Annotated in this window: 25 protein-coding genes; 15 read left to right on the forward strand and 10 right to left on the reverse strand. The window is 72.7% G+C overall.

What is annotated here, in order from left to right; translation table 11 throughout:
* Nucleotides 1–48 precede the first annotated feature (48 nt).
* A complete protein-coding gene (gene hutH, locus ASC58_RS11340; RefSeq protein ID WP_056919377.1) occupies nt 49–1,632 on the reverse strand; it encodes a histidine ammonia-lyase in 1,584 nt (527 codons plus the stop codon).
* A 185-nt stretch (nt 1,633–1,817) separates the two neighbouring features.
* On the opposite strand from hutH, the gene ASC58_RS11345 reads away from it, so the two are divergent.
* Together ASC58_RS11345 and ASC58_RS11350 are read left to right on the forward strand one after the other, a co-directional pair.
* The gene (locus tag ASC58_RS11345) at nt 1,818–2,312 is read left to right on the forward strand and encodes an RNA polymerase sigma factor (protein ID WP_056919378.1); all 495 of its coding nucleotides are present in this window, start codon (nt 1,818–1,820) and stop codon (nt 2,310–2,312) included.
* Nucleotides 2,305–3,330 (forward strand): hypothetical protein, encoded by a 1,026-nt coding sequence (locus ASC58_RS11350; protein ID WP_056919379.1) that lies wholly within the window; start codon nt 2,305–2,307, stop codon nt 3,328–3,330. Before ASC58_RS11345 ends, ASC58_RS11350 begins: the two co-directional genes overlap by 8 nt.
* Nucleotides 3,331–3,448: 118 nt before the next feature.
* Here ASC58_RS11350 and rraA read toward each other — a convergent pair whose 3' ends face one another.
* From rraA to ASC58_RS11375, 5 genes are read right to left on the reverse strand one after another with little or no spacing between them, the layout of a single operon-like run.
* A complete protein-coding gene (rraA, locus tag ASC58_RS11355) occupies nt 3,449–3,943 on the reverse strand; it encodes a ribonuclease E activity regulator RraA (RefSeq protein ID WP_157598463.1) in 495 nt (164 codons plus the stop codon).
* A 4-nt stretch (nt 3,944–3,947) separates the two neighbouring features.
* Nucleotides 3,948–4,340, reverse strand: a complete 393-nt coding sequence (locus ASC58_RS11360) for a universal stress protein (RefSeq protein ID WP_056916229.1) — start codon at nt 4,338–4,340, stop codon at nt 3,948–3,950.
* A gap of 1 nt (nt 4,341) precedes the next feature.
* A complete protein-coding gene (locus ASC58_RS11365; RefSeq protein WP_056916228.1) occupies nt 4,342–5,919 on the reverse strand; it encodes a tripartite tricarboxylate transporter permease in 1,578 nt (525 codons plus the stop codon).
* On the reverse strand, nt 5,919–6,473 hold the full coding sequence (locus ASC58_RS11370) for a tripartite tricarboxylate transporter TctB family protein (protein ID WP_082553217.1): 555 nt from the start codon (nt 6,471–6,473) through the stop codon (nt 5,919–5,921). The genes ASC58_RS11365 and ASC58_RS11370 overlap by 1 nt, the downstream gene beginning before the upstream one ends.
* Nucleotides 6,470–7,492: a tripartite tricarboxylate transporter substrate binding protein gene (locus ASC58_RS11375; protein WP_056919380.1), complete on the reverse strand. Its 1,023-nt coding sequence runs from the start codon at nt 7,490–7,492 to the stop codon at nt 6,470–6,472. Before ASC58_RS11375 ends, ASC58_RS11370 begins: the two co-directional genes overlap by 4 nt.
* Before the next feature lie 107 nt (nt 7,493–7,599).
* On the opposite strand from ASC58_RS11375, the gene ASC58_RS11380 reads away from it, so the two are divergent.
* From ASC58_RS11380 to ASC58_RS11395, 4 genes are all read left to right on the forward strand, one after another.
* Complete coding sequence (locus ASC58_RS11380) at nt 7,600–9,300, forward strand: ATP-binding protein (RefSeq protein WP_056919559.1); 1,701 nt, start codon at nt 7,600–7,602, stop codon at nt 9,298–9,300.
* Nucleotides 9,297–9,968 (forward strand): response regulator, encoded by a 672-nt coding sequence (locus tag ASC58_RS11385; protein ID WP_056919381.1) that lies wholly within the window; start codon nt 9,297–9,299, stop codon nt 9,966–9,968. The genes ASC58_RS11380 and ASC58_RS11385 overlap by 4 nt, the downstream gene beginning before the upstream one ends.
* Before the next feature lie 3 nt (nt 9,969–9,971).
* Complete coding sequence (locus tag ASC58_RS11390; RefSeq protein ID WP_056919382.1) at nt 9,972–10,733, forward strand: IclR family transcriptional regulator; 762 nt, start codon at nt 9,972–9,974, stop codon at nt 10,731–10,733.
* An 82-nt stretch (nt 10,734–10,815) separates the two neighbouring features.
* Nucleotides 10,816–11,454 (forward strand): D-alanyl-D-alanine carboxypeptidase family protein, encoded by a 639-nt coding sequence (locus ASC58_RS11395; RefSeq protein ID WP_056916224.1) that lies wholly within the window; start codon nt 10,816–10,818, stop codon nt 11,452–11,454.
* Between the two features lie 89 nt (nt 11,455–11,543).
* Here ASC58_RS11395 and ASC58_RS11400 read toward each other — a convergent pair whose 3' ends face one another.
* Nucleotides 11,544–11,768, reverse strand: a complete 225-nt coding sequence (locus tag ASC58_RS11400; protein WP_056916223.1) for a hypothetical protein — start codon at nt 11,766–11,768, stop codon at nt 11,544–11,546.
* 88 nt (nt 11,769–11,856) lie between these two features.
* Between ASC58_RS11400 and ASC58_RS11405 the strand changes: the two genes are divergently transcribed.
* The 9 genes from ASC58_RS11405 to ASC58_RS11445 all read left to right on the forward strand — a co-directional run bounded on the left by ASC58_RS11405 (nt 11,857) and on the right by ASC58_RS11445 (nt 21,090).
* Nucleotides 11,857–12,453, forward strand: a complete 597-nt coding sequence (locus tag ASC58_RS11405; protein ID WP_056916222.1) for a molybdenum cofactor guanylyltransferase — start codon at nt 11,857–11,859, stop codon at nt 12,451–12,453.
* Complete coding sequence (locus ASC58_RS11410; RefSeq protein ID WP_056916221.1) at nt 12,450–13,427, forward strand: NAD(P)H-quinone oxidoreductase; 978 nt, start codon at nt 12,450–12,452, stop codon at nt 13,425–13,427. Before ASC58_RS11405 ends, ASC58_RS11410 begins: the two co-directional genes overlap by 4 nt.
* 115 nt (nt 13,428–13,542) lie before the next feature.
* On the forward strand, nt 13,543–13,905 hold the full coding sequence (locus ASC58_RS11415) for a DUF1304 domain-containing protein (RefSeq protein WP_056919383.1): 363 nt from the start codon (nt 13,543–13,545) through the stop codon (nt 13,903–13,905).
* Between the two features lie 179 nt (nt 13,906–14,084).
* Complete coding sequence (locus ASC58_RS11420; protein ID WP_200947811.1) at nt 14,085–15,365, forward strand: MFS transporter; 1,281 nt, start codon at nt 14,085–14,087, stop codon at nt 15,363–15,365.
* A gap of 113 nt (nt 15,366–15,478) precedes the next feature.
* Complete coding sequence (locus ASC58_RS11425) at nt 15,479–16,138, forward strand: PadR family transcriptional regulator (protein WP_056919384.1); 660 nt, start codon at nt 15,479–15,481, stop codon at nt 16,136–16,138.
* Nucleotides 16,135–16,872 carry an ABC transporter ATP-binding protein gene (locus ASC58_RS11430; protein ID WP_056919385.1) on the forward strand — a complete coding sequence of 246 codons (738 nt, stop codon included), beginning with the start codon at nt 16,135–16,137 and terminating at the stop codon, nt 16,870–16,872. Before ASC58_RS11425 ends, ASC58_RS11430 begins: the two co-directional genes overlap by 4 nt.
* Nucleotides 16,873–16,881: 9 nt before the next feature.
* Nucleotides 16,882–19,746 carry an FtsX-like permease family protein gene (locus ASC58_RS11435; protein ID WP_056919386.1) on the forward strand — a complete coding sequence of 955 codons (2,865 nt, stop codon included), beginning with the start codon at nt 16,882–16,884 and terminating at the stop codon, nt 19,744–19,746.
* Between the two features lie 71 nt (nt 19,747–19,817).
* A complete protein-coding gene (locus tag ASC58_RS11440; protein WP_082553219.1) occupies nt 19,818–20,426 on the forward strand; it encodes a bacterial proteasome activator family protein in 609 nt (202 codons plus the stop codon).
* Between the two features lie 148 nt (nt 20,427–20,574).
* Complete coding sequence (locus tag ASC58_RS11445) at nt 20,575–21,090, forward strand: DUF2306 domain-containing protein (protein ID WP_056919387.1); 516 nt, start codon at nt 20,575–20,577, stop codon at nt 21,088–21,090.
* Here ASC58_RS11445 and ASC58_RS11450 read toward each other — a convergent pair.
* From ASC58_RS11450 to ASC58_RS11460, 3 genes are all read right to left on the reverse strand, one after another.
* Complete coding sequence (locus tag ASC58_RS11450) at nt 21,045–22,328, reverse strand: MFS transporter (RefSeq protein ID WP_056919388.1); 1,284 nt, start codon at nt 22,326–22,328, stop codon at nt 21,045–21,047. The two genes, ASC58_RS11445 and ASC58_RS11450, sit on opposite strands and share 46 nt — an antisense overlap.
* Nucleotides 22,329–22,343: 15 nt before the next feature.
* Complete coding sequence (locus ASC58_RS11455) at nt 22,344–23,174, reverse strand: DUF6498-containing protein (RefSeq protein ID WP_157598465.1); 831 nt, start codon at nt 23,172–23,174, stop codon at nt 22,344–22,346.
* 159 nt (nt 23,175–23,333) lie between these two features.
* Complete coding sequence (locus ASC58_RS11460; protein ID WP_056919561.1) at nt 23,334–24,989, reverse strand: FAD-binding dehydrogenase; 1,656 nt, start codon at nt 24,987–24,989, stop codon at nt 23,334–23,336.
* Between the last annotated feature and the right edge of the window lie 4 nt (nt 24,990–24,993).

Here is a 24,993-nt window from a genome sequence, read left to right on the forward strand (position 1 = left end):
CGGGGCTGGTGGGGCGGGCTGGTGGGGCAGGCGGGGTATGGCGCGGGGTCAGCTGAGCGGGCCGGTGACGGCCTCGGCCGCGGCCAGGGCCTCGCCGCTGGCGACGAGCCGGAACGCGGTCTCGATCTCGGGGGCGAGGAACCGGTCGGTGCCCGGGGCGGGGGCGCCGGCCGCACGCAGGGCGGCGACGACGGCAGCCGTGGCTGGAGCCGGCGTCAGCGGGGCCCGCAGGTCGAGAGCCCGCGCCGCGGTGAGCAGCTCGACGGCCAGGACGCGGGTGAGGCCGTCGACCGAGCGACGCAGCTTGCGGGCCGCGGACCAGCCCATCGACACGTGGTCCTCCTGCATGGCGCTGCTGGGGATCGAGTCGACCGAGGCGGGGGCGGCCAGCCTCTTCATCTCCGAGACGATCGCGGCCTGGGTGTACTGCGCGATCATGTGGCCGCTGTCGACACCGGGGTCGTCGGCGAGGAACGCGTGCAGCCCGTGGTTGCGCGAGACGTCGAGGAAGCGGTCGGTCCGTCGCTCGGAGATGGAGGCGAGGTCGGCCGCGACGATGGCGAGGAAGTCGAGCACGTAGGCGACCGGTGCCCCGTGGAAGTTGCCGTTGGACTCGACCCGGCCGTCAGGGGTGACGACCGGATTGTCGACGGCCGACGCCAGCTCGAACCCGGCCACCGTGGCGGCGTGCTCGACGGTGTCGCGGACGCCGCCGGCGACCTGCGGCGAGCAGCGCAGGGAGTAGGCGTCCTGGACCCGGGTGCAGGCCTCGGGGTCGCGGTGGCTGTCGCGGATCCCGCTGTCCTGCATGACCTTGCGCAGGTTCGAGGCCGACAGCGCCTGGCCGCGCTGGGGGCGCAGGGCGTGCAGGTCGGCGGCGAAGACGTCGTCGGTGCCGAGCTGGCCCTCGACGCTCATCGCAGCGGTGACGTCGGCGACCTTGAGCAGCATCCGCAGGTCGGTGATCGCGAGGACGAGCATCCCGAGCATGCCGTCGGTGCCGTTGATGAGGGCCAGCCCCTCCTTCTCGCGCAGCCCGACCGGGGTGATGCCGGCCGCGGCGAAGGCCTCCGCGGTGGGCATCTTCTCGCCCTCCGCGTCGCGGACCACGCCCTCCCCCATGAGGGCGAGCGCGCAGTGGGACAGCGGCGCGAGGTCACCGGAGCAGCCGAGCGAGCCGTACTCGTGGACCACCGGGGTGATGCCGGCGTTGAGCATCGCGACGTAGGTCGACAGCGTCTCCTCGCGGATGCCGGTGCGTCCGGTGGCCAGCGTCGAGATGCGCAGCAGCATCAGGGCCCGCACGACCTCGCGCTCGACCTCGGCACCGGAGCCGGCGGCGTGGGAGCGGACCAGGGAGCGCTGGAGCTGGGCACGCAGCTCCACCGGGATGTGCCGGGTGGCCAACGCGCCGAAGCCAGTCGAGACGCCGTAGTGCGCCTGGGTGTCGTCGGCCAGCGCCTCGATCACGGCACGGGTCCGACGGACCTCCCCCAGCGACTGGGGCGAGAGCTCGACCGGGGCGTCGTGGCGGGCGACGGCGACGACGTCCTCGAAGGACAGCGCGCCGATCCCGACGGTGACCGGGGCGACCGAGGACGCGGCGCCGGAGAGGGGTGCAGTGGTGGTCATCCCCCCATCACAGCGGAGCCAGGGCCCGCACAGGAGTCCTGCGGGCGGCATACCGTCTCGGATGCGAGACGTAGCTGCATGGTGCCACGACCGACCGCACGGGGGGCGCCGCGGGTCACGCGAACCAAAGGGGTCGCCCAGGTGTCGTCCAGGTGTCAGCATCAGGAGCAGAGCCGAGGTGGGCGATGGACAGTCAGGACGCCGTCCGACGCGTGTATGCCGCGTCGTACCGCCGCCTCGTCGTGCAGATGCTCGCCCTGAGCGGCGACCAGGCCGAGGCGGAGGACGCGGTCCAGGAGGCGTTCGTCAAGGCCATCGGCCTCGGACGGCGCTTCGCCAGGCTGGACAACCCGGAGGCGTGGCTGCGGACGGTGGCCCTCAACCAGCTGCGCAACCGTTGGCGCCACCTGGCGATCGTGCAACGACGGGGCGCACAGGTGCCCGGCCCCGCCATGGCCCTGGAGCTCGGTCCCGACCATGTCGCCCTCGTCGCCGCCCTCGCCACCCTCGCCCCGGACCTGCGCACCGTCGCCGTCCTGCACTACGTCGCGGACCGCTCCGTCCTGCAGGTCGCCAGGGAGCTCGACATCCCCGAGGGCACCGTGAAGTCACGGCTGTCCCGGGCCAGGGAGCAGCTGTCGCTGCTGCTCACCGAGGTGGAGGAGCACGAGCATGCCTGACATCCGGAGCCTGACCCTCCAGCTCGAGCAGCGCCTCGAACCACCGGTGTTCGACGACCTGGTCGAGGTCGCCGCACGTCGCCGGCGGGCGCGGCGCTCCTTCGTGGGAGTGCTGTCGCTGGTCGTCGCCGTGGCCGTGGCCCTCTCGACCTTCGGACCGGGACGTCCCACCACGCTGCCCGCGGCCCCTAACGTCCACGACCAGCAGGTCGCGGACATCTTCCGCAACCCCCGCGGCTCGCTGGTCCTCGAGACCGAGGCACCCGGCGAACCGTCCGTGACGGCCGAGCTGTGGACCCGGTGCAACGGCACCAGCCCGGCCACCAGCGGGCGGTGCGGGAGTGCCGTGCAGGTCGTCGCCCACGACCTCACGCGGACGTGGGTCCTGCCCTCGAACGGCTACGTGCGGCTGGACTTCCTGTCCGACGGGCGGTTCTACCTCGAGGGCGCCGACGGGCGGGCGCAGGTCCTCGACCCGCGCCTGCCGGATCCCGTCGACCTCAGGGACCTGCGCTCCCACGCCTTCGTCCGTCCCCGCCCCGGCCTCACGACGACGCGCTGCCTCGGGGGCCTGCTCTGCGTCGTGGACCTGGCGAGGCGGACGGTGGCGCCGCTGGACGTGGACAACCAGCACTGGTCTGCCGACCGCGGCTCGGTCCTGTGGGGGTATGCCGACACGTTCACCGACCCCAACGGCGTGGACTTCAGCTACGAGGCGCGCTGGGTCGAACCGGACGGGTCCCGCGGCCGGCACGTCCTGGCCACCAGGGAGCCGGTCCGGGTGGTCATGTGCGACGTGAGCACGGCAGACACCCTCGCCTACTACGTCGTGCCGGTCGGCTGGGAGGGCTCCGACCCGGCCCTGGCCGCGAGCACGTGGACGCACGGCACGCTGCACGTGAGCACCGACCGCGGAGCCGGCTGGAGCGTGCGACAGGTCCCGGTGACCGCCGTCGGCGAGGTGGCCGACTCACGACTCGCGGAGGACTGGCCCTCATGGCCGCAGGTCCGTCCGTGAGCGGGGAGGGGTTCGCACCCCGCCCCGTCCGAGGGGGTCGGGCGCCCATGAGGGGTGGGCGCCCGCACCCGGCTCGCACCACCGTCGCCGCGGAGGTCCGGAGTCGGGACCCGTCGGGTCAGGCCCTCGTGGCGAGGATGCCGTCCTCGTCGGCCCACAGGGTCTGACCCGGCACGAAGTCGACACCACCGAAGCTCACGACCACGTCGCGCTCCCCGACACCGTCCTTGGCGCTCTTGCGGGGGTTCGAGCCGAGGGCCAGTGTCCCCATCGGCAGGCCACGCAGGGCCACCACGTCACGGACGGCGCCGTGGATGACGACCCCGGCCCAGCCGTTGGCCACTGCGGCCGCGGCGATGAGGTCACCCATGAGGGCCGACTCCAGCGACGCACCCCCGTCGACCACCAGCACCTTGCCCTGACCGGGCTCGTTCAGCGTCGCCTTGACCAGCGCGTTGTCGCGGTGGCACCGGATCGTGCTGATGGTGCCGTGGAACACGGTCCGGCCGCCGTAGTGGCGCAGCTGCACCGAGCAGGACTGGAGGGCCTCGCCGTGCTCGTCGTAGAGGTCGGCCGTCGCAATGCCGGTCTGGTCGGTCGTCTGGTCGCTCACGGGCTCAGCCTGCCTTGACCGCGAGGACGGGGCAGTGCGCGTCGAGCAGGATCCGCTGTGCCGCCGAGCCCAGGAGCAGCTTGCCGACCGGGGTGCGGTGGCGCAGGCCGATGACGATGACCGACACCTCCTCCTGCTCCGACACGTCGAGCAGCACCTCGGCCGCGTCGCCACCCTCGGCGATCTGGCGCACCTCGAACTCGAGGTCCAGCTCGTCGAGGTCACGGCGGACCCGGTCGAGCTGGTCCTGGCCGGCGCGGCGGGCGTCCACCAGGACGTCGTCGCGGGACATGTTGACGACAAGCAGCCGCTCGCCGCGGCGGCGAGCCTCGGCGACGGACGCGGTGAGCGCCGCCTCGCCGAGGGCGTTGGGCACGAAGCCCACGAGAACAGTCATGTCAGGCCTCCGAGGAGTTGAAGCTGTGTCCGGCGCGGGCGTTGGTGAGCGGTTCGGGCCCGTCGCCCCCGGCGTCGCCGCCCCCGGGGCCTCGACGGCCACGGCGACCGCGGACCAGGCTGACCAACGGCCAGGCGATCGCGATGACGATGAGCGCGTAGCAGAACCACGCGACCGGACCACCGATGAGACCGGAGAGGTCGCCACCCGTGAGCTGCAGGGCGCGACGCCCCTGGCGCTCGACGAGCGGCCCCAGGATGACGCCGACGATGAGCGGCAGGACCGGGAGACCGAAGCGCCGCATCGCGAACCCGATCAGGCCCAGCACGAGCAGCAGCCACAGGTCGAACGGCTGGGAGTTGACGGCATACGCACCCATGGAGGCGAAGAAGAGGATGCCGGCGTAGAGGTAGGGGCGCGGGATCTGGAGCAGCTTCGCCCACGCCGGTGCCAGCGGCAGGTTGAGCAGCAGCAGCATGAGATTGCCGACGAAGAGGCTGGCGATGAGGGCCCAGACGAGGGCCGGCTCCTTGGTGAGGAGCAGCGGTCCGGGCTCGATGCCCCAGCCCTGCAGCGCCGCGAGCATGATCGCCGCGGTGGCGTTGGTCGGCAGGCCCAGCGCGAGCATCGGCACGAGCGTGCCTGCGGCAGAGGCGTTGTTGGCTGCCTCGGGTCCGGCGACGCCCTCGATGGCGCCGTGCCCGAACTCCTCCGGGTGCTTGGTGAGCTTCTTCTCCGCGGTGTAGGAGAGCAGGGTCGGGATCTCCGCACCACCCGCGGGGAGTGCGCCGAACGGGAAGCCGAGAGCGGTGCCGCGCAGCCACGGCTTCCAGGAGCGGCGCCAGTCGTCGCGGCCCATCCAGGGACGCCCGACGGGGATGACCGAGCCGGCCTTGCGGCGCAGGTGGGCGGCGACCCACAGGGCCTCGCCGACCGCGAAGATGCCGACGGCCACCACGACCACGTCGATGCCGTCCGCCAGCTGCGGCAGGCCACCGGTGAGGCGCTGCTGTCCGGTGACGAAGTCGATGCCGACGACGCCGATCGTCAGGCCGACGAGCAGAGCCGCCATCCCACGGATCCGTGAGGCGCCGAGCACCGCGGTCACACCGGTGAAGGTGAGCAGGATGATCGCGAGGTACTCCGGCGCGCCGAGGCTGATCGCGAACTTCACGACCTGCGGCATGAGGAAGACGATGCCGAGCGTGCCGATGGTGCCGGCGACGAAGGAGCCGATGGCCGAGGTGGCGAGCGCCTGGGCGGCCCGGCCCGCCTTGGCCATCTTGTTGCCCTCGATGGCGGTGACGACCGACGAGGACTCTCCCGGGGTGTTGAGCAGGATCGAGGTGGTCGACCCGCCGTACATGCCGCCGTAGAAGATGCCCGCGAACAGGATCAGTCCCTGGACCGGCTCGAGGCCGTAGGTGATCGGCAGGAGGAGCGCGACCGTCATGGCCGGTCCGATGCCGGGCAGCACGCCGACGGCCGTGCCGACGGTGACGCCGAGCAGGGCGATGAGGAGGTTCATCGGCGACAGGACGTCGCCGAAGCCCCCGATGAGGCTGTTGATGTTGTCCATCAGAGGATTCCCTGCAGGATGCCCGCGGGCAGGTTGACGCCGAGGCCGATCGCGAAGGCGTAGAAGGTGATGAGCGAGAGCGCCACCCCGGCCGCGAGACCGCGGACGTGGTGGCGGTTGCCGAGCGCGAACGCGGAGCCCCAGAAGAGCAGGGCCCCGCTGATCACCCAGCCCAGCGGCTCGATGAGCACGGCGTTGACCGCGAAGGCGCCGATGAGCAGGCCGATGGTGCGCCAGTCGACGCTGGTCTCCAGGTCGATGTCCTCACCCTCCTCCGCCTCACCGGCGCCCCCGCGGGCGACGTCCACGGCATACAGGACGGCGACGATGATCAGCAGCACCCCGAGCAGGATCGGCATGGGCTTGGGGCCCACCGGGTCGTTGCTGCTCGCCACGGCGCCGATGCGGCTGGCGTCGAACAGGACGTAGGCACCGAGCAGGCCGAGGCCGGCGCACAGTCCGTACTGCGCGCGGTCCTTCGTCCCGTGTCCCGTGCCGTCGACAGCGCCGGCAGCGCTGGTGTCGACCGTCGTCTCGGGGTGCTGCTGGCTCATGCGAGGCCCAGTTCCTTGAGGATGTCGGCGACCTGGGTGTCCTGCTCCTTGAGGAAGGTGCCGAACTCGTCACCGGTCTCGAACGCGTCGGTCCAGCCGCGCTTGGCCTCCTCGTCCTTCCAGGCCTTCGAGCCGTGCATCTTCGTCAGGGCGTTGATCCAGACCTGCTTGTCGGCGTCGGAGATGCCGGGGGGCGCCACGATTCCGCGCCAGTTCGTGAAGACGAGGTCGATGCCCTGGTCCTTGAGCGTCTTGACGTCCTTGAGGGCGTCGATCGGCTGCTCGCTGGTCACCGCGAGCACCCGCACCTCTCCGGCCTCGACCTGGTCGAGGAACTCACCGAAACCACTGGCACCGAAGGCGATCTTGTTGCCCAGCAGGGCCGGGAGGAGCTCGCCGCCACCGTCGTAGGACACGTAGCTGACGGACTTGGGGTCGATGCCGACCGCCTTGGCCAGCTGCATCGGGAGCAGGTGGTCGGGACCGCCCGGCGAGGAGCCGCCACCCACGGCGAGCTTCTTGGGGTCGGCCTTCCAGGCGGCCACGAGCTGGTTGATGTCCTTGTAGGGCGAGTCCTTCGGCACGACGATGGCGCCGGCCTCCTCGATCAGCTTGGCGATCGGCGTGGTGTCGTTCAGGGTCGCCTTCGACTTCTGCGTGTAGGCCGCGCCCACGACACCCAGGCCCATCTGCATGGCCAGCTTGCCGTTGCCCTTCTCGTTGACCACGCGCTGCAGGCCCACCGTGCCACCGGCACCCGGGAGGTTGAACACCTGCACCGAGTTGGTGATCTTGTCGGACTCCAGGACCTTGGCCGCCGTGCGGGCCGTGGTGTCGTAACCGCCGCCGGGGGAGTTCGGGACCATGAGCTGCAGGCCGCTGGCCGGCTTGCCGTCGGCCGCACCGGTCGCGCCGGCTGCGGTGTCGTCGCCCTGCTTGGCGGTGGCGCCGCAGGCGGAGACGAGCAGGGTGGAGGCCATGGCTACCGCGGCAACCAGACCGGTGTATCGAGCTCTCATCGTTGAGGCCTCTTTCGCGTGGAAGGGGTCGAGCGGGATGATCGTGCTCGTCCGGTACGTCCTACGTCGCCCTTGTGTCACCAGAGAAGGTTGAGTTCATAGTGGTCATGCGTGCACTGCGCCGACGGACGTTGGCCGGGCAGCTGCTCTTCCTCCAGCTGGGCATCATCGCGGTCGTCCTGGTCAGTGTCGGCGCGGTGTCCCTGGCCCAGTCCCAGGCGACGTTCAACCGCGTGGAGGGGCGCCGGGTGTCGGCCCTCGCCGAGCAGCTGGCCACCAACCCTCTCGTCCTGTTCAACCTCAGCCTCCCCGAGCAGCGCACCGGGCTGGCCACGCTCGCCCTCCAGACGGTCACCCAGTCCCGGGTCACGGCCGTGACCATCGCCGACGAGGACGAGAAGGTGCGGGTCTCCACCGACCCGTCGCTCGAGACCCGGCCGCTGCCGCTCGGAGCCCGTTCTGTCGGTGTCGGGGCGAGCTGGTCCGGGACCATGGACATCGACGGCGACCGCATGCTCGTCAGCCAGGTGCCGGTCCTCAGCGTGGCCGAGGGCCACTACGGGGAGCACCTCGGCACCGTGATGATCGCCGAGGACTTCCCGTCGATCTGGGAACGCCTGCGCGGCGCCTCGTCCTACCTGCTCACCTACCTCGGCATCGCCCTGCTCCTCGGCGTGGCCGGGTCGTGGCTGCTCGCCCGCCGCATCAAACGACAGACGCTCGGCCTCGAACCGCACGAGATCACCGGCCTGGCCGAGCACCGTGAGGCGCTCCTGTACGGCATCGCCGAGGGTGTGCTGGCGCTCGACCCGCACGACCGGATCACCTTGGTCAACGACGTGGCCCGGCGCCTCCTCGACCTGCCCGAGCACGCGGCGGGGATGAGCCTGCGGGACCTGCGCGTCGAGGGGCGCCTCCTCGACGTCCTCACGGGCACCGGCCCCGACGGCGACCGCAGCGGGGACGGCGGCGACGAGGACCCGCGCGACGAGGTCGTGATCCGGCGCGGCCGCGTGCTGGTCATGAACCGCATGCGCGTCACCCGCGACGGCCGGCACCTGGGGACGGTGACGACGTTGCGGGACCGGACCGCCCTGGCCGACCTCGAGCGCGAGCTGGGGTCGTTCCGCAGCACCACCCAGCTGCTGCGGGCGCAGACCCACGAGTTCGCCAACCAGCTGCACACCATCAGCGGGCTGATCCAGCTCGGCGAGTACGACGAGGTCGTGCGCTACGTCGACGCGGTGACGGAACGCCGCCAGTCCCTCGACCTGCTCGTCAACAGCCGCGTACGCGACCCTGCCGTCTCCGCGCTCCTCATGGCCAAGGCGTCCCTGGCGTCCGAGCGGCGGGCCGACCTGCGGGTGTCCGAGGAGACCTCGCTGGACCGGCTCGAGGCCGACGACTCCGCGGATGTCGCGACGGTGGTGGGCAACCTCGTCGACAACGCCATCGACGCCGTGAGCGGCGGAGGCCCGGGCCAGTGGGTGGAGGTCGAGATCCGACAGGACGCCTCGAGCGTCCAGGTCGTCGTGAGCGACTCCGGCCCCGGCATCCCGCCCGAGGTCGCCCAGGAGGTCTTCGCCAACGGCTTCACCACCAAGGCAGCCACGTCGGGCGACCGCGGCATCGGCCTCGCCCTGACCCGGCTCGTCTGCCAGCGTCGCGGCGGTGAGGTGCAGCTCGGGACGAGCGAGGGCGGCGGTGCGATGTTCGTCGCCCACCTCGGCATCACCCCGGTCGCCCCAGCGGGAACCGGCAACCCGGCCGAGGCCCACGAGGACACCCGCGCAGAGGCGCACCGGTGATCCGGGTCCTGGTCGTCGACGACGACTTCATGGTGGCCCGTGTCCACACCGGGTTCGTCTCCCGCGTCGAGGGATTCGAGGTCGTGGGTACGTGCCACACCGGCGCGGATGCCGTCGCCGCGGCGGCCCGGCTCACGCCCGACCTCGTGCTGCTCGACCTCTACCTGCCCGACACCTTCGGCCTCGACGTGCTCGCCGAGCTGCGCAGCGCCGGGCACGACTGCGACGTCATGGTCATCACCGCGGCGAAGGAGGCCGACTCCGTCCGGGGCGCCCTGCGCCAGGGCGTGGTCGACTACGTGCTCAAGCCCTTCGGCTTCGAGGACCTCCGGGAACGACTGGAAAGGTATGCGGCGCAGCGTGATGCGCTCGCCGCCGCCCAGGTGCGCGGCCAGGAGGACATCGACCGGGTGCTGTCCCGCGGCGGGAGCGCACCCGCCGCAGCGCTGCCCAAGGGGATGAGCCCGCAGACGGCGACGCTCGTCGAGGAGGCCCTGCGCGACGCCGACGGCAACCTGTCCGCGACCGAGGCGGCCGAGCTCGTCGGCGTGAGCCGGGTCAGCGCGCGCCGCTACCTCGAGTACTTCTGCAGCATCGGCCAGGCCGAGGTCTCCTTGCGGTACGGCTCCGCCGGTCGCCCCGAACGCCGGTACCGCTGGGGCGCGTGACGCGTGGCCAACGCCCCCGCCGCCCGGCACACCCTCGAGCTCCTCACCCTGCTGGCGCGCCATACCGAACCGCTCCCCGCCGGGGCGATCGCCCGTGAGCTCGGACTGCCCAGGTCCACCACCTACCACCTGCTCGCGGTGCTGCGGGACCACGGCTTCGTCACGCACCTCGAGGAGGAGCGCCGGTACGGGCTGGGCGTCGCGGCGTTCGAGCTCGGGTCCGCCTACCAGCGACAGGCGCCGTTGCAGCGCATCGCCCGTCCCCTGCTCGGCCGGCTCGTCGACACCACCACCCACAACGCGCACCTCGCCGTGCTGCACGGCCGTGACGTCCTCTACGTCATCGAGGAGCGTGCCCCAGGACGCCCCCTGCTCGTCACGGACGTGGGGGTGCGGCTCCCCGCACCGCTCACCGCGAGCGGCCTCGCCATGCTGGCCGAGCTGCCCGCCGCGCAGGTCCGCGCGCTCTTCCCGCACCGTGACGCCCTCGTCCAGCGCGACGGCCACGGGCCCACGACGGTGAGCGAGCTGCGGCGTGAGCTCACCACCGTCCGCACCCGCGGGTACGCCGTCGAGGACGACTCCGTCAGCGCCGGCCTGTCCTCGGTCGCGAGGGCCGTGCTCGACCACACCGGCCACCCCGTGGCGGGGGTCGCCCTGACCTTCCCGCGGGACGAGGTCGACGCGGTGGAGCGCGCGCGCCTCGTGGCCGCGGTGGGCCGGGTGGCCGCGACGCTGACGGCACGGATCGGCGGGGTCCGCTGAGTTCGGCTCTCCTGCTGGCACACTCGGCCCGAGGGATCGTGGAGCTGACGAGGGGGTGAGTTCGGTGGCGGGGAGCAGACCCATGTCCGAGCGTCGTCGCGCCCGGCTGCGTCGGACCGTCGTCGTCCTCCTCACGCTGGTGGCCGTCTCCGGCGCCGCCGCGTACGCGGTCACCCGTGGCGACACCCCCGCTCCGGTCCACGCGTCCGGCGCGACGTCGGCCCCGCCCCGGGCCACCGCACCGGCCCCCGCCACCACGGCGCAGGACGTCTCTGCAGAGGGATTCGCCCCGGTGGTCACGGACCGGATCCCCGCCCCCACCAAGAGCATCGCCCTGTCGGCACCGGTCCCCGGCACCACGAACATGCAGCCCGCCGCCGCCAAGGCCTTCACGTCGGCGTTCGCCGGGGCGCGGGCAGCCGGGCTGTCGCCCCAGATCAAGTCGGCGTGGCGCAGCGAGCGCTACCAGCAGGTGCTCTTCGACCGTGCGGTCACGAAGTACGGCTCACGCGCCGAGGCGACCAAGTGGGTCCTGCCACCTCTGGCCTCGGCCCACGTCAAGGGGTATGCCGTGGACGTGCGGCCCGAGAACGTCGCAGCCTGGCTCGAGGAGCACGGCGCGGAGTACGGCGTCTGCCGGGCCTACGACAACGAGTGGTGGCACTTCGAGTACGTGGCGACGAACGTCTGCCCGGCCCGCAAGCCCAACGCCGCAGGCTGACCGACGCGCCGGCGCTGGCCACGGCCCCAGTCGGCTCCAGCCGCCCCCAGCCGGCCGGGCGGTGGTCCCCGGCAGTCGCCCGGGACCCGCTAGCGGCCGCGGTTGCGTTCCCGGTTGCGGCCCTCGGGCACCTCGCCCCCGACGACGCCACGGCCGAACGCCCACCAGAAGCCGGTGACGACGGCCGGGATCGCGACCGTCCACGACGGGACGTCGGTGTTTCCCACGACGATCGCCCAGATGACGAGCACGAGCGTCAGTGCCCAGGCGATGTTGAGGTAGGTCTGGTTGCGGTTCCCCCGGCTGTTCTCCATGCGACCAGTCTGGCCGCAGGGGCACCCCGAGCGCGTCCACCGGGCGGTGGACGAGCCGCGCACCGGCCGGTGGACCCACAATGAGCCGGTGACCGACCCCACTGCCGCCCCCACCCCGCTGACCGCCGTCGTCCTCTGCGGTGGCGCCGGCGCACGCTTCGGTGGCGACAAGACCCAGGCCGTCCTCGGCGGGACGACCGTGCTCGACCACGTCCTGGACGGGCTGCCTCCCGACTGGCGGGTCATCTGCGTGGGCAGCGCCAGATCCACCCACAGGGTCGTCGCCTGGTGCCGCGAGACGCCGCCCGGTGGCGGCCCCGTCGCCGGGCTCGCCGCCGCCCTCCCCCACGTCGCCACCGACCTCGTCGTCGTGCTGGGTGGCGACATGCCGTATGCCGCGGCGCCGGCCCCCGGACTCGCCGCAGCCCTCGGGGCCGAACCGGAGCTCGAGGCGGTGGTCGGTCGTGACGGCGACGGGCGGCTGCAACCGTTGCTCGCGGCATACCGGACCTCGGCCCTGCGGGCAGCGGTCCCCACGCCCGCGGCGGGCACCCCCCTGATGCGCCTGCTCGACGGACTGCGGTCGGTCGCGGTGCCGCTGGAGGACCCCAGCGCGCTCGACGTCGACACCCCCGAGGACCTCGACCGGGCAGCCGCCGTCGTCCGGCCTAGGCTCGAGCCATGAAGGCCATCACCCTCCCCACTCCCGGCGACGCGGACGCCCTCGTCCTCGCCGAGGTCCCCGACCCCCAGCCCGCTGCCGGCGAGGTGCGCGTCCGGGTCGCGGCCGCCGGCGTGAACCGCGCCGACGTGATGCAGCGGATGGGCCACTACGACCCGCCGCCCGGCGCCTCCGCCTACCCCGGCCTGGAGGTCAGCGGCACGGTCGACGCCGTCGGTGAGGACGTCACGGGCTGGGCCGTCGGTGACGAGGTGTGCGCCCTGCTGTCCGGGGGTGGGTACGCCGAGCTGGTGTGCGTCCCGTCCGGCCAGCTGCTCCCGGTGCCGGCAGGCGTCTCCCTCGAGGACGCCGCGGCACTGCCCGAGGTCGTCAACACGGTGTGGAGCAACGTCTTCATGACCGCCAACCTGCTGCCCGGGCAGACCCTGCTCGTCCACGGGGGGTCCTCCGGCATCGGCACCATGGCCATCCAGCTGGCCCGGGAGGTCGGTGCCAGGGTCATCGTCACGGCCGGTTCGGCCGCGAAGCTGGAAGCCTGCCGCGAGCTCGGCGCCGAGGTCCTCGTCAACTACCGCGAGCAGGACTTCGTCGAGGAGGTGCGCGCGGCCACCGGTGGCGCCGGCGCCGACGTCATCCTCGACAACATGGGGGCCAAGTACCTCGCCCGCAACGTCGAGGCCCTCGCCACCAACGGTCGCCTCGTCGTGATCGGGCTCCAGGGTGGCACGAAGGCGGAGCTCGACCTCGGCCTGATGCTGCGCAAGCGCGCCGCCGTCATCGCGACCTCGTTGCGGGCCCGTCCTGCTGACGAGAAGGCCACCATCGTCGCGGCGGTCCGTGAGCACGTCTGGCCGCTCATCGAGTCCGGCCGGGTCCGTCCCGTCATCCACTCGCGGCACGCCCTCGCCGACGCGCCGTCCGCCCACCGCGAGCTCGAGGAGAGCGGCCACATCGGCAAGATCCTCCTCACCCCCTGACGGTGGCCTCCTGACGGTGCCTCCTGATGGTGCCGTCCGGACAGCGCCGTCCGGACAGCGCCGTCCTGACGGTGTCCTCCTGACAGCGGGCGGGCGCACCTGCCACGCTGCGGGGGTGAGCACCGTCGCCGTCGTCCTCGTCGCCCTCGTGGCGGCCATCCACGTCTACATCGTCGTCCTCGAGATGGTGCTGTGGACGACCCCGCGGGGACGGGCCGCCTTCGGGCTGACCCAGGAGTTCGCCGAGTCCACCAGGGCGCTCGCCGCCAACCAGGGGCTGTACAACGGGTTCCTCGCCGCCGGCCTCCTCTGGGGGCTCGTCGGACCGGCCGACCACCGGTTCGCCTTCCGCGTGTTCTTCCTCGTCTGCGTCGTCGTCGCCGGGCTCTACGGCGCAGCCACCGCGAGCCGCCGGATCCTGCTCGTGCAGGCACTCCCGGGAGCCGTCGCTCTCGCCGCGGTGCTGCTCGCCGGCTGACGTCCCGGGCAGGTCCCGCTCGCCGGTAGACTTGACCTGTCCGGTGCGGTCGACCTGAGGTCCGCCTGCGGTAGTCGCCCGGAATGTTCAGGGTTCCTGTGCGCCTCGGAGGTGGGTTCGGCGCACGCCCGTCCGCCGTGCCCCGGCACCGGCGGCCAGAGAACCAGGACGAGAACCCCGTGTCACCGATCGCCTCCTACCGCCACCTGCTCCGCCTCGCCGGACCCCTCTACGTCGTCATCGCGTTCGTCGGACGACTTCCCCTGGCCATGAGCCAGATGGGCGCCCTCCTGCTCGTGTCCGGCACGACCGGTTCGTATGCCGCGGGGGGCCTCGCCGCCGGCGCGCTGGCCGTGGCCAACGCCCTCTGCTCACCCGTCGCCGCCGTCCTGTCCGACCGCATCGGCCAGCGGCCGGTCGTGCTGGTGCAGTCCGTGCTCGGCGGACTCGGGCTGCTCGCCCTCGTCGTGCTGGCCCACCGCGACGCATCGGGCGGCGTCCTCGCGGCGACGGCCGGCCTCAGCGGTGCGTTCCTGCCCCAGATCGGCCCGCTCGCCCGGGTGCGGTGGCGCCCCATCACCCGGAACAGCGGGGCCCGGCAGCCGCGCCTGGTCGAGGCGGCCTTCTCCTACGAGGGCGCCGCCGACGAGGCCACCTTCGTCCTCGGGCCGGCCCTGCTGGGCCTGCTCGTGCTCGTCGCCGACCCCGGCGCCGGCCTGGTCGTCGCGACCGTCCTGCTCGTGGTCTTCGGGTGCGCGTTCGCCGTGCACCCGACGGCCGAGCTCGCCCGGGCGCCGCGTCGCACCGGCCAGCCGCGGGTCCGGGTCCTGAGCGCGACGCTGGTGGTCCTCATGCTCGCCCAGGGGCTGATCGGGGCGTTCTTCGGCTCGGTGCAGACGGGGACGAGCGTCCTGGCCACCTCTGTCGGGCACGCCGGGATCGCCGGCCTCGTCCACGCGGTGCTGGGCGTCGGCAGCGTCGCCGCCGGGCTGGCGATCGCCGGGGTGCCCGAACGGTTCGGCTTCCCCCTGCGCATGCTCGTCGCTGCCGGGGGCCTGCTCGTCCTCTCGCTGCCGCTCCTCGCGGTCGACTCGCTCCGCTCCCTGGTCCTCGTGGTGCTGGTCCTCGGCTTCGTCGTGGCGCCCTACATGATCAGCAACTTCACCATGGGCGAGCGCAGCGCTCCCGCGGCGAAGGTCGGCACGGCGATGACCCTGCTCGCCGCGGCGACCGGCCTCGGCTATGCCGTCGGGTCGGCGCTCGCAGGTCGCCTCGCCGACGACCACGGACACACGGCGGCGTTCGCCGTGACCGTGTCCGCGGCGGCCGGTGCGCTGCTCCTCTCCCTCGCCAGCCAGCGCCTGCTCCGTCGCCCGGCAGCGCCCCACCACCTCCCGCTCGGCACTGCCCAGCCCTCGAGCGAGGTGTCGGGCTCCACCGCAGGCGTCGTCCACGCCTGATGCTTGACGGCGTGGCCTGATACTCGGTATACCTACTCCCACCAGTAGCAATACCGGGTATGTAGGGGACAGGAACCGGGGCGACCCGGAGGGGATCGAGGGGAGGGGCGCCGGTGTCGGTTCGCCAGGGGCTGTTGGCCCTGCTCGCACAGGAGCCGATGTACGGCGCCCAGCTCCGGTCGGAGTTCGAGGCCAGGACCGGGGGGACCTGGCCGCTCAACGTCGGACAGGTCTACACGACCCTCGCCCGGCTGGAGCGCGACGGCCTGGTCGAGGCCGTGGGCGCCGACGAGGACGGCCGGATCAGCTACCGGCTGACCCGGACCGGTCGGGCCGAGGTCGCCCAGTGGTGGGTGTCGCCGGTGGACCGGGAGACCACCCCGCGGGACGAGCTCGTCATCAAGCTCGCCCTGGCCGTCACGGTGGACGGCGTCGACGTCGACCGCGTCGTCCAGACGCAGCGCACGGCGACCCTGCGGCACCTGCAGGACCTCACCCGGCTCAAGCAGCGGGCCACCACCCACCTCGAGTCCGACGAGGACAACGGCAGCGTCGACCTCGCCTGGCTCCTGGTCCTCGAGAACCTCATCTACGCCGGGGAGGCCGAGGTCCGCTGGCTGGACCACGTCGAGGCCCGGCTCATCCGCGAGGCGAGCCGCCCACGCCGCAAGGCTCGCGCCATACCGACGACCGACGGGGAGGGGACCGGCGCCGCCGGTGCACCGCCGGCCGCGCACGACACCATCTCCACCACGCTCAGGGGGGCACAGTGAACAGCACCGCAGGGAACGACCCGATCCTCCGCCTGGACAACGTCACCCGCGTCCACGGCACCGACTCCACCGCCGTCCGCGCGCTCGCCGGGGTCAGCCTCGACGTGCACGCGGGCGAGCTCGTGGCCGTCATGGGGCCCAGCGGCTCCGGCAAGTCCACGTTGCTCAACCTCGCCGGTGGCCTCGATGCCGCGACGAGCGGGCAGGTGCTCATCGAGGGGCAGAGCATCGGCACCCTCAAGGGCGACGCGCTCGCGAAGCTGCGGCGCCGTCGGGTGGGGTTCGTCTTCCAGGACTTCAACCTCATCCCGTCCCTGACCGCGATCGAGAACGTCGCCCTGCCCCTCGAGCTGGACGGGTTCCGGGTCGGCAAGGCCCGTCGCCTGGCCAGGCTGGCCCTCGAGCTGGTGGGCGTCGACGAGCTCGCCGACCGGTACCCCGACAAGATGTCCGGCGGGCAGCAGCAGCGCGTGGCCATCTCGCGTGCGCTGGTCGGCGACCGTCGGCTGGTGCTCGCCGACGAGCCCACCGGCGCCCTCGACTCGCACACCGGTGAGGGGGTGCTCCGCGTCCTGCGCGAGCGCTGCGACGCCGGCGCCGCCGGCTTGCTCGTCACCCACGAGGCGCGGCACGCCGCCTGGGCCGACCGCGTCGTGTTCCTGCGCGACGGGGTCGTCGTCGACAGCACCGGCTCGGCGCAGACGGCCGAGGCCCTGCTCGACCCGGCCGTCTGAGGCGCGACGATGACCACCCTCACCGAACCCTCTGCACCCCGGTCCGAGGCCTCCGCCTCGGAACGGCGCACCGACTCGGGCCCGTCCGGCTCCCGGCTGGCCCGCTGGCGCGCCTCGTGGCGCGTGGCCCTGCGCATGGCCTGGCGCGACGCACGCCGTTACAAGGGCCGCAGCATCCTCGTCTTCGTCATGGTGGCACTGCCGACCGGCCTGCTCGTCGGCCTCGCGACCCTCGCCGCCTCGGAGACGGTCTCCGGCGCCGACAAGATCCCGCTGACCCTGGGCACGGCGCAGGCCCTCGTCAGCGGCCCGGAGGGGCAGTCCCTCGCCCAGGGCGCCGACCCCGACTCGGCCATGAGCTTCGGCGAGGCGTCCCGGTCGGCCAAGGCCATCCCCGGCTTCGACCCCGAGCAGAGCTCGGGGGGCGCCGCGAACCTCGCCGCGGTGCAGCGACTCACCGGCGGCACCATCGAGCGCATCGGCACCACCACGGTCCGCCACCCGATCGGGGACCGGTCCCGCGCCGCCAACGTCATGGTGCTCGACACCTCGCGCCCGTGGGGCGAGAAGGCCCGGCTGCTCACCGGCCGCTGGGCGACCAGCGCGGCCGAGGTGGTCGTCACCCCCTACGGCATCAGCAGGGGCATGCCGTCCTCCGGCGAGGTGACGCTGTCGAGCCAGGGCAAGGAGCACCAGGTCACCGTCGTCGGCACCGCGAGCGCGTTCGACGGCTACGGCAGCATGCCGGACGTCGTCACCAACGAACCCATCGCCCAGGACTCCCTGTACAGCTGGCAGTGGCTCGTCGTGCGCGACACCCCCGTCACCTACGACGAGGTGAAGACCCTCAACGGCTACGGCCTGAGGGTCGCCAGCGCAGACGTGATGCGCCACCCGCCCACCGCGGCCCAGCTGCCCGCCGAGCTGCGCCAGCAGAACGACTTCGCCGCCCAGCAGCTTCGTCAGCTCGTGGCCGTGGGCGCCCTGATGCTGTTCGTCGTGACGACGCTGCTGGTCGCCCCGGCGTTCGCGGTCAGCGCCTCCCGGCAGCGGCGCACGCTCGCGCTCGCCGCGAGCAACGGGGCGGAGACCCGCCAGCTGCGCCGCAAGGTCCTCGCCCAGGCCCTCGTCCTCGGGGCGGCGAGCGCGGTGGCCGCGGCCGCCCTCGCCGCGGTCGTGATGCGGGTCGCGCTGCTGGTCTGGGTGCACCAGCGACCGTGGACGTCGCACCGGTACTTCGACCTCCCGGTCCTCGCCGTCGCCTTCATCGTGGCCTGCTCGGTCCTCAGCGCGCTCGTCGCCGCGATGATCCCTGCGGCACGCCTCGGGCGCCTCGACATCGTCGGTGTCATGCGGGGGCAGAGCGTCTCACCCCGGCTCAACCGGGTGCTGCCCGTCGTCGGACTCGTGGTCGCCATCGCCGGTGGGGTCGGGCTGCTGTGGGCGGTCCGCACCGAGCAGCGGGAGATCCCGATCATCTCGACGGGGCTCGCCCTGGTGCTCGGCGCCCTTCTCCTCGTGCCGCTCCTGCTCGTGGCTGCCGGGCGAGCGGCGTCACGGCTCCCGGTCGCACCCCGTATGGCGACGCGGGACGCCGCCCGGCACCGCACCCGCTCGGTCCCCACCGTCGCCGCCATCGTGGCCGGCACGATCGCCCTGACGATGTTCAGCATCGGACTGGCCAGCGACACCGAGCAGCAGCGCCGGCAGTACGTCCCGCGGACCACCGCCGGGGAGGGGATCTTCTCCTACTACCCCGCCGAGATGACGTCCGGCCCGACGACGGTCTCCAGCGACGCCATCGCGACCGAGGCCACGGCGATCGTGCACCGCGTCACGCCCCACCTCGAGGCGACGCCGCTGCAGGTGGTGGCCTGGTCGGGCCTCGGGGCCAAGGACGGGGACCCCATGCCGTTCGTCGTGGTCGTCCCTGCGGGCTGCACCCCGACCGAGGCCCTCAACGGGGCGCAGTTCGACAGCTCGGGCAACCCGTTGCCCGACCCGAAGACCTGCAACCAGGTCGGCAGCATGTCGATGGCCCAGATCGGCGCCCTCCCCGCGTCCGCGATCGCGACGGCCGACTTCCTCGGCGCGTCCGAGCGCGAGGTGCTCCGCAGCGGCGGAATGGTGCTCACCGACAGTTCGCTCATCCGGGACGGCAAGGTCACGGTGACCACCGGGACGTCGACGGTCGACAACAACACCGGAGTCCAGACGCTCGCGGCGACGACCACCACCTCCCTCCCGGCAGCTCGTGCGGCACTGCCCTTCTCAGGGTTCTCCGTGGCCGCGCTCGTGAGCTCCGAGACCGTGGCGCAGCGGAAGTGGCCCAGCGTCAGCCAGTCGCTGATGCTGCGTGATCCCGACGGCGCGATCAGCCGGGCCGACCAGACGGCCCTCGCCGAGGCGGTCGGGGACGAGGGCGAGGCGTACGTCGAGCGCGGTTTCCAGCGCGACGACCGTGTCGTGATGGCGGCGCTGTTCGGTGGGTTCGCCCTGCTGCTGCTCATCGTCACGCTCATCTCCACGGCCCTGTCGCTGGCCGAGCAGCGGGCCGATCTCGGGACGTTCGCCGCGATCGGCGCCACCCGGCGGACCCGTCGCCGGTTGGCCGCCGCCCAGGCGGGGGTGGTGGCGTTCATCGGCGCCGTGGTCGGCATCGCCGTCGGGCTCGTCCCGGGCATCGCGTTGACCTACCCGTTGACGAGCCAGAGCTGGGACCCGCTCACCGGGACGGAGATCAAGGGACCCCCGATCATCGTCGTCCCGTGGCTCCCGCTGGTCGCCGTGGTGGTCGGCGTCCCCCTGCTGGCGGCCCTGTTGTCGGCCGCCGCGATCCGCCGGGCGCCGACGATGAGCCGGCGCGCCGACTGAGACCGGTCCACCGTGGGTGCCGGGTCGGGGGGCTCGCACCCACGGTGGACCACAGTCGCTCCTGGGGCAGGATGGGAGGCATGAGCCCACTGACCCCCACCACCCCTGACGACCCGTCGACCGGCTCCGGCGACCCCACCACCCAGGGTGGCGACCAGCAACGCGTCGTCGTCGTGACCCAGGACGGGATGGGCGTGCACCCGCACGAGGGTGACGAGGACGGCCCGACCAATCCCGCCGACCTCGTCGAGCAGCCCGCCAAGGTCATGCGGATCGGCTCGATGATCAAGCAGCTCCTCGAGGAGGTGCGCAACGCGCCGCTCGACGAGGCGGGCCGCGTCCGGCTCGCCGAGATCCACCGCCGCTCCATCAAGGAGCTCGAGGACGGCCTCGCCCCGGAGCTGATCGACGAGCTGGAGCGGATCGCGCTGCCGTTCGAGGAGGGCCACGCCCCCACCGATGCCGAGCTGCGGATCGCCCAGGCCCAGCTGGTGGGGTGGCTCGAGGGGTTGTTCCACGGGATCCAGACCGCCTTGTTCGCCCAGCAGATGGCGGCCCAGCAGCAGCTCGCCCAGATGCGTCGCGCCCTGCCGCCCGGCCAGCAACCGCACCCCGACGGAGGTCACCCCGACCTCCCCGGCCTGCCCGGTGGCGACGGTCCGACCGGCCAGTACCTCTAGCCGGCGCCCGGCCCGGGGGTTCGCGGTTCGCGGTTCGCCTCCCCCGCCACCCAGCAAAGCGCGACCGCAGATCGACCCGAGGGGCTTGTGCTGGGCACATCCACGCCATACCGTGGATAGCGTCACTATCCAACCGGGGAGGCTGGACGTGCCGACGGAGCACTCGTGGAACGCCCTGATCGCCGTCCACGCGGTCGCCGCCACGTTCGCCCTGGTGGTCGGCGCCGCCCAGCTGGTCCGGCGCCGCAAGGGCGACCGTCCGCACCGGGTCCTGGGGTGGACGTGGCTGTCCTGCATGTACTTCACGGCATTCAGCTCGTTCTGGATCCAGCAGCTGCGGCCCGGCAGCTTCTCGTGGATCCACGGGTTGAGCGCGTTCACGATCGTCACGCTGTCGCTGGGCCTGTGGAACGCACGCCGCGGCAACATCCGTGCCCACGCGGGCAACATGATCGGGACCTACGCCGGGCTGTGGGGCGCCTTCATCGGCGTCGTCGCCGTGCCGAGTCGCCTGGTGCCACAGGCCTTCCAGTCCAACTGGCTGGCGATGTCAGGCCTCACCCTCGCCATCGTCGCGGTGGGCCTGGCCCTCGTCGCGCTGGTGACCCGGCTGCTCGCTCAGGTCGGCGTGCCGTCGACGACGCGCGAGCCCGCGGCGATCTGACGCAACGGCGACAGCCACGCGAACCCCGCCGCCAGCACCCCCACGGACACGAGCGTCACCATCGCCGGCTGCACGGCCGTCGCAGCCGCCAGCGCACCACCGGCGATCGACCCGATGGTCCACCCGACACCCCACGACAGCATCCGGCCGGCGGTGTTGACGCGGCCGAGGAGGTGCTCGGGAGTCACCTGCATGCGGTAGGTCATCGAGGTGATGAGCACCAGCTGGTAGGCGACTCCCCAGACCACCATCCCGACGCAGGCCAGCACCCAGTTCGGGGCGAGCGCGGTCGCGATCCCCGCCACCGCCGACACCGGTATTGCGCCGAGCGTCACCCGCGCGACCCGGTGCCGCCGCAGGAGCGGCGGGACGAGGGCAGAGGCGAGGATGCCGCCGAGCCCCCACACGGCGAAGACGAGGCCGAACCGCCACCCCGAGGTGCCGATGTGGAGCACCTGGTCGGCCCACGGCACGAACAGCGCGACGAACCCGGCGCCGCCGATCGACTGGAGCATGCCGACGACGGTCTGCGACCGCACGCCCTCGTGGTGCCAGAGGAACCGCACCCCCTCGCGCACGTCGCGCAGGACCACGGCGGGCCGCAACGGGTCGAGGTGCTCGCGCGCCGAGGACAGGGCCCGCCGGATGGATCGCACCAGCAGGGCCGAGACGGCGAACGTGATGGCGTCGACGACGAGGAGCGTCGACGGGTGGACCACCGCCAGCGCCAGCCCCACGCCGGCCGGGACAGCCAGGTCGAGGACGCCACCGATCCCCCAGATCGCGGCGTTCGCGTCGCCCACTCGCTCGCGACCGACCAGGACCGGCAGGGCACCGAAGTTGGCACCGTCGAAGAACGTGAAGAGGCACTGCGCCACGAACCCCGCCACGAGCACGTGCGGGACGGTGAGGACGTCGAGGAAGTGCGCCACCGGGACCGAGCCGATCACCACGACGTTGGCGAGGTCGGCGGCGACCATGACGCGCTGACGGTTCCAGCGGTCGCTGAGGGCGCCGGCGAACAAGCCGATCAGCAGGTAGGGCAACGCATCCAGCGTCGCCGTGAGGGCGGTCAGGGCAGCCGAACCCGTGAGCCGGTAGACGAGCACCGGCATGACGACGACCGTGATGAGCGACCCGCTGAGGGAGACGATGCGCGCCAGCCAGTACCGACGGAAGTCCCGGTCGTCGAGCAACCGCTGTGGCGGGCCTGCGGCTCCGGCCACGTCGTCGGTCATGCGGTGGAGTCTGCCTCAGGTGGCCGACGGCGGCGTCATCGCCGCCACGGGAGCGGGCGCGGAGACGGGGTCCTGCCGGTGCGCGCGCAGGTGCAGCCCGGCATCGAGCGCGGTCTTGAGGGCGATGAGCAGGACGCCCGGCAGCACGGATGGTCCCGCGGCCGCGGTGTCGAGCGGGCTGCCCGGGACCAGGGACACCGACCCATCGGTGGAGAGCGGGCCCATGACCAGGAAGAAGCTGCCGATGACGGCGAGGTGCAGCACGAAGATCCGGCCATAGGGCTGCTTCATGGTCGCCATCAACCCGTTCGCCCTGCGCTCACCCCGGGCGAACCAGTGGATCGCGGTCGACAGACCGTGGCTCAGGAACAGCACGAGGAAGACGAGGGTGAAGCTGCGGATGCTGCCGCTGATGCCGCTGCGGTGGGCCAGCACGAACGTGAAGACGCCGTGCACGACCGTGAACAGGCCGTAGTGCACGACGAAGAACCCGGCCACGAAGACCCGGGCGACGCTCCCGGCCAGCTGGACCGGGCGGCCGTTGACGTGGGCCGTGACCGTGCGCGGGTCGGTCAGCGCCTGGCCGGCACCGGACCCGGCGACCACGTCGGTCCCCTGGGCCGTCAGGAGCTTGACGACCTGCCAGATCCCTACGGCCACGTTCTCCAGCCAGTAGGTGACCAGCACGTCACCGGCTCCCCAGGCGCCCGTGAGCAGGGCCACGAGCGGGAACAGGTTGGCCCCGACGAGCATCACCAGCGTGAGGACCCGCGCCGTGCGCGCGGGCATGGTCCCGACCAGAACGGCCAGGGCCTGCAGCCCCAGCACCCGCAACAGCACTCCCACGCCCAGCCCCCTCACCCTGTGTCGCCGGGAGGCTAGCGCGGGCACCGTGCCTGCGCCCCCGGTTCCGGCTCAAGCCCATCCGTTCGACCGGGTCGATGTGGGCGCCCGGTTCCCCGGAGGGTTCACGTCGACCCGCGGGGTGGGGCGACGGCGACGGGGTCAGCTGACGGCGGCCGCCGCGGCGCGACCGGCGACGCGGCCCGAGAAGATGCATCCACCCAGGAAGGTGCCCTCGAGCGCCCGGTAACCGTGCATCCCCCCGCCACCGAACCCGGCGACCTCGCCGGCGGCATACAGGCCGGGCACGGGCTCACCCGACGCGGACAGGACCCGCGCCGAGAGGTCGGTCTCGAGGCCGCCCAGGGTCTTGCGGGTGAGGATGTTGAGGCGGACCGCGATGAGCGGGCCGGCCTTCGGGTCGAGGATCCTGTGCGGGGCGGCGGTGCGGATCAGCTTGTCCCCACGGTAGTTTCGCGCGCCGTGGATGGCGGTGAGCTGCGCGTCCTTGCTGAAGTCGTTGTCGACCTGGCGGTCGCGGGCGACGACCTGGCGCTCGATGTGAGCGGCGTCGAGGGGGGCGTGGGGGGTGAGGGCGTTCATCCTGGCGACGAGCTCGCCGATCGTGTCGGCAGTGACGAAGTCGGCACCCCGGTCGAGGAACGCCCGAACGGGTGCGGGCATGTCGGCGCGCGCCCTGCCGAGGACGTCCTTCACCGACTTCCCCGTGAGGTCGGGGTTCTGCTCCGAGCCCGAGAGCGCGAACTCCTTGCCGATGATCCGCGCCGTGAGGATGAACCAGCTGTGGTCGTGCCCGGTCTGCCGCAGGTGCGCGAGCGTCCCCAACGTGTCGAACCCGGGGAACAGCGGTGCCGGCAGCCGGTCACCGTTGCCGTCGAACCACAGCGAGCTCGGCCCGGGGAGGATGCGGATGGCGTGGTCCGGCCAGATGGGGTCGAAGTTCTCGATGCCCTCGACGTAGTGCCACATGCGGTCGCGGTTGACCAGGCGCCCGCCGGCCGCCTCCGTGATGGCCAGCATCCGCCCGTCGACGTAGGCCGGGACCCCCGTGAGCATGTGGGCCGGGGGTTCGCCGAGCCGCTCGGGCCAGTTGGCGCGGACGAGGTCGTGGTTGGCGCCGATGCCCCCGCTGGTGACGACGACCGCCTGCGCCGAGAGGGCGAACCCGCCCACGGACTCGCGCGAGGTGGGGCGTCCGCGCTCCGCGCCGTCGTCGGCGAGCAGGGTGCCCCGGACCCCCGTCACGGCGCCGTCGTGCGTGACCAGCTCGTCGACCCGGTGGCGGGGACGCAGCTGCACGCGCCCGCTGGCGACGTGCTCGCGCACCCTCCGCTCGAACGGCTCGACGACCCCGGGGCCGGTCCCCCACGTGATGTGGAACCGCGGGACCGAGTTGCCGTGGCCCGTGGCGGTGCCATCACCGCGCTCGGCCCAGCCGACCACGGGGAACCACCGCATCCCCTGCTGGTGCAGCCACGAGCGCTTCTCCCCCGCGGCGAAGTCGACGTAGGCCTCGGCCCACCGCACCGGCCAGCGGTCCTGGTCCTCGAGCCGGTCGAACCCCGCCGAACCCATCCAGTCCTGCAGCGCGAGGTCGGTGGAGTCCTTGATCCCCATCCGGCGCTGCTCCGGGCTGTCCACGAAGAACAACCCGCCGAACGACCAGAACGCCTGCCCGCCGAGGTTGACCGCACTCTCCTGGTCGACCACCACGACCCGCCGACCGGCATCGGCGAGCTCTGCGGTGGCGACGAGCCCGGCCAGTCCGGCCCCGACCACGATGACGTCAGCGTCCATGCCG

Origin of the sequence: Phycicoccus sp. Root101 (genome assembly GCF_001426245.1) — a bacterium.
Classification (GTDB): domain Bacteria; phylum Actinomycetota; class Actinomycetes; order Actinomycetales; family Dermatophilaceae; genus Pedococcus.

What these genes read in the sequence shown, in the direction of transcription:
- ASC58_RS11350 (WP_056919379.1), top strand. Translation starts at nt 2,305, where the DNA reads ATGCCTGACATCCGGAGCCTGACCCTCCAGCTCGAGCAGCGCCTCGAA.
- ASC58_RS11410 (WP_056916221.1), top strand. Translation starts at nt 12,450, where the DNA reads ATGAAGGCCATCACCCTCCCCACTCCCGGCGACGCGGACGCCCTCGTC.
- hutH (WP_056919377.1), bottom strand. Translation starts at nt 1,632, where the DNA reads ATGACCACCACTGCACCCCTCTCCGGCGCCGCGTCCTCGGTCGCCCCG.
- ASC58_RS11375 (WP_056919380.1), bottom strand. Translation starts at nt 7,492, where the DNA reads ATGAGAGCTCGATACACCGGTCTGGTTGCCGCGGTAGCCATGGCCTCC.
- ASC58_RS11435 (WP_056919386.1), top strand. Translation starts at nt 16,882, where the DNA reads ATGACCACCCTCACCGAACCCTCTGCACCCCGGTCCGAGGCCTCCGCC.
- ASC58_RS11380 (WP_056919559.1), top strand. Translation starts at nt 7,600, where the DNA reads ATGCGTGCACTGCGCCGACGGACGTTGGCCGGGCAGCTGCTCTTCCTC.
- ASC58_RS11440 (WP_082553219.1), top strand. Translation starts at nt 19,818, where the DNA reads ATGGGAGGCATGAGCCCACTGACCCCCACCACCCCTGACGACCCGTCG.
- ASC58_RS11345 (WP_056919378.1), top strand. Translation starts at nt 1,818, where the DNA reads ATGGACAGTCAGGACGCCGTCCGACGCGTGTATGCCGCGTCGTACCGC.
- ASC58_RS11360 (WP_056916229.1), bottom strand. Translation starts at nt 4,340, where the DNA reads ATGACTGTTCTCGTGGGCTTCGTGCCCAACGCCCTCGGCGAGGCGGCG.
- ASC58_RS11370 (WP_082553217.1), bottom strand. Translation starts at nt 6,473, where the DNA reads ATGAGCCAGCAGCACCCCGAGACGACGGTCGACACCAGCGCTGCCGGC.
- ASC58_RS11450 (WP_056919388.1), bottom strand. Translation starts at nt 22,328, where the DNA reads ATGACCGACGACGTGGCCGGAGCCGCAGGCCCGCCACAGCGGTTGCTC.
- ASC58_RS11395 (WP_056916224.1), top strand. Translation starts at nt 10,816, where the DNA reads ATGTCCGAGCGTCGTCGCGCCCGGCTGCGTCGGACCGTCGTCGTCCTC.
- ASC58_RS11460 (WP_056919561.1), bottom strand. Translation starts at nt 24,989, where the DNA reads ATGGACGCTGACGTCATCGTGGTCGGGGCCGGACTGGCCGGGCTCGTC.
- ASC58_RS11400 (WP_056916223.1), bottom strand. Translation starts at nt 11,768, where the DNA reads ATGGAGAACAGCCGGGGGAACCGCAACCAGACCTACCTCAACATCGCC.
- ASC58_RS11365 (WP_056916228.1), bottom strand. Translation starts at nt 5,919, where the DNA reads ATGGACAACATCAACAGCCTCATCGGGGGCTTCGGCGACGTCCTGTCG.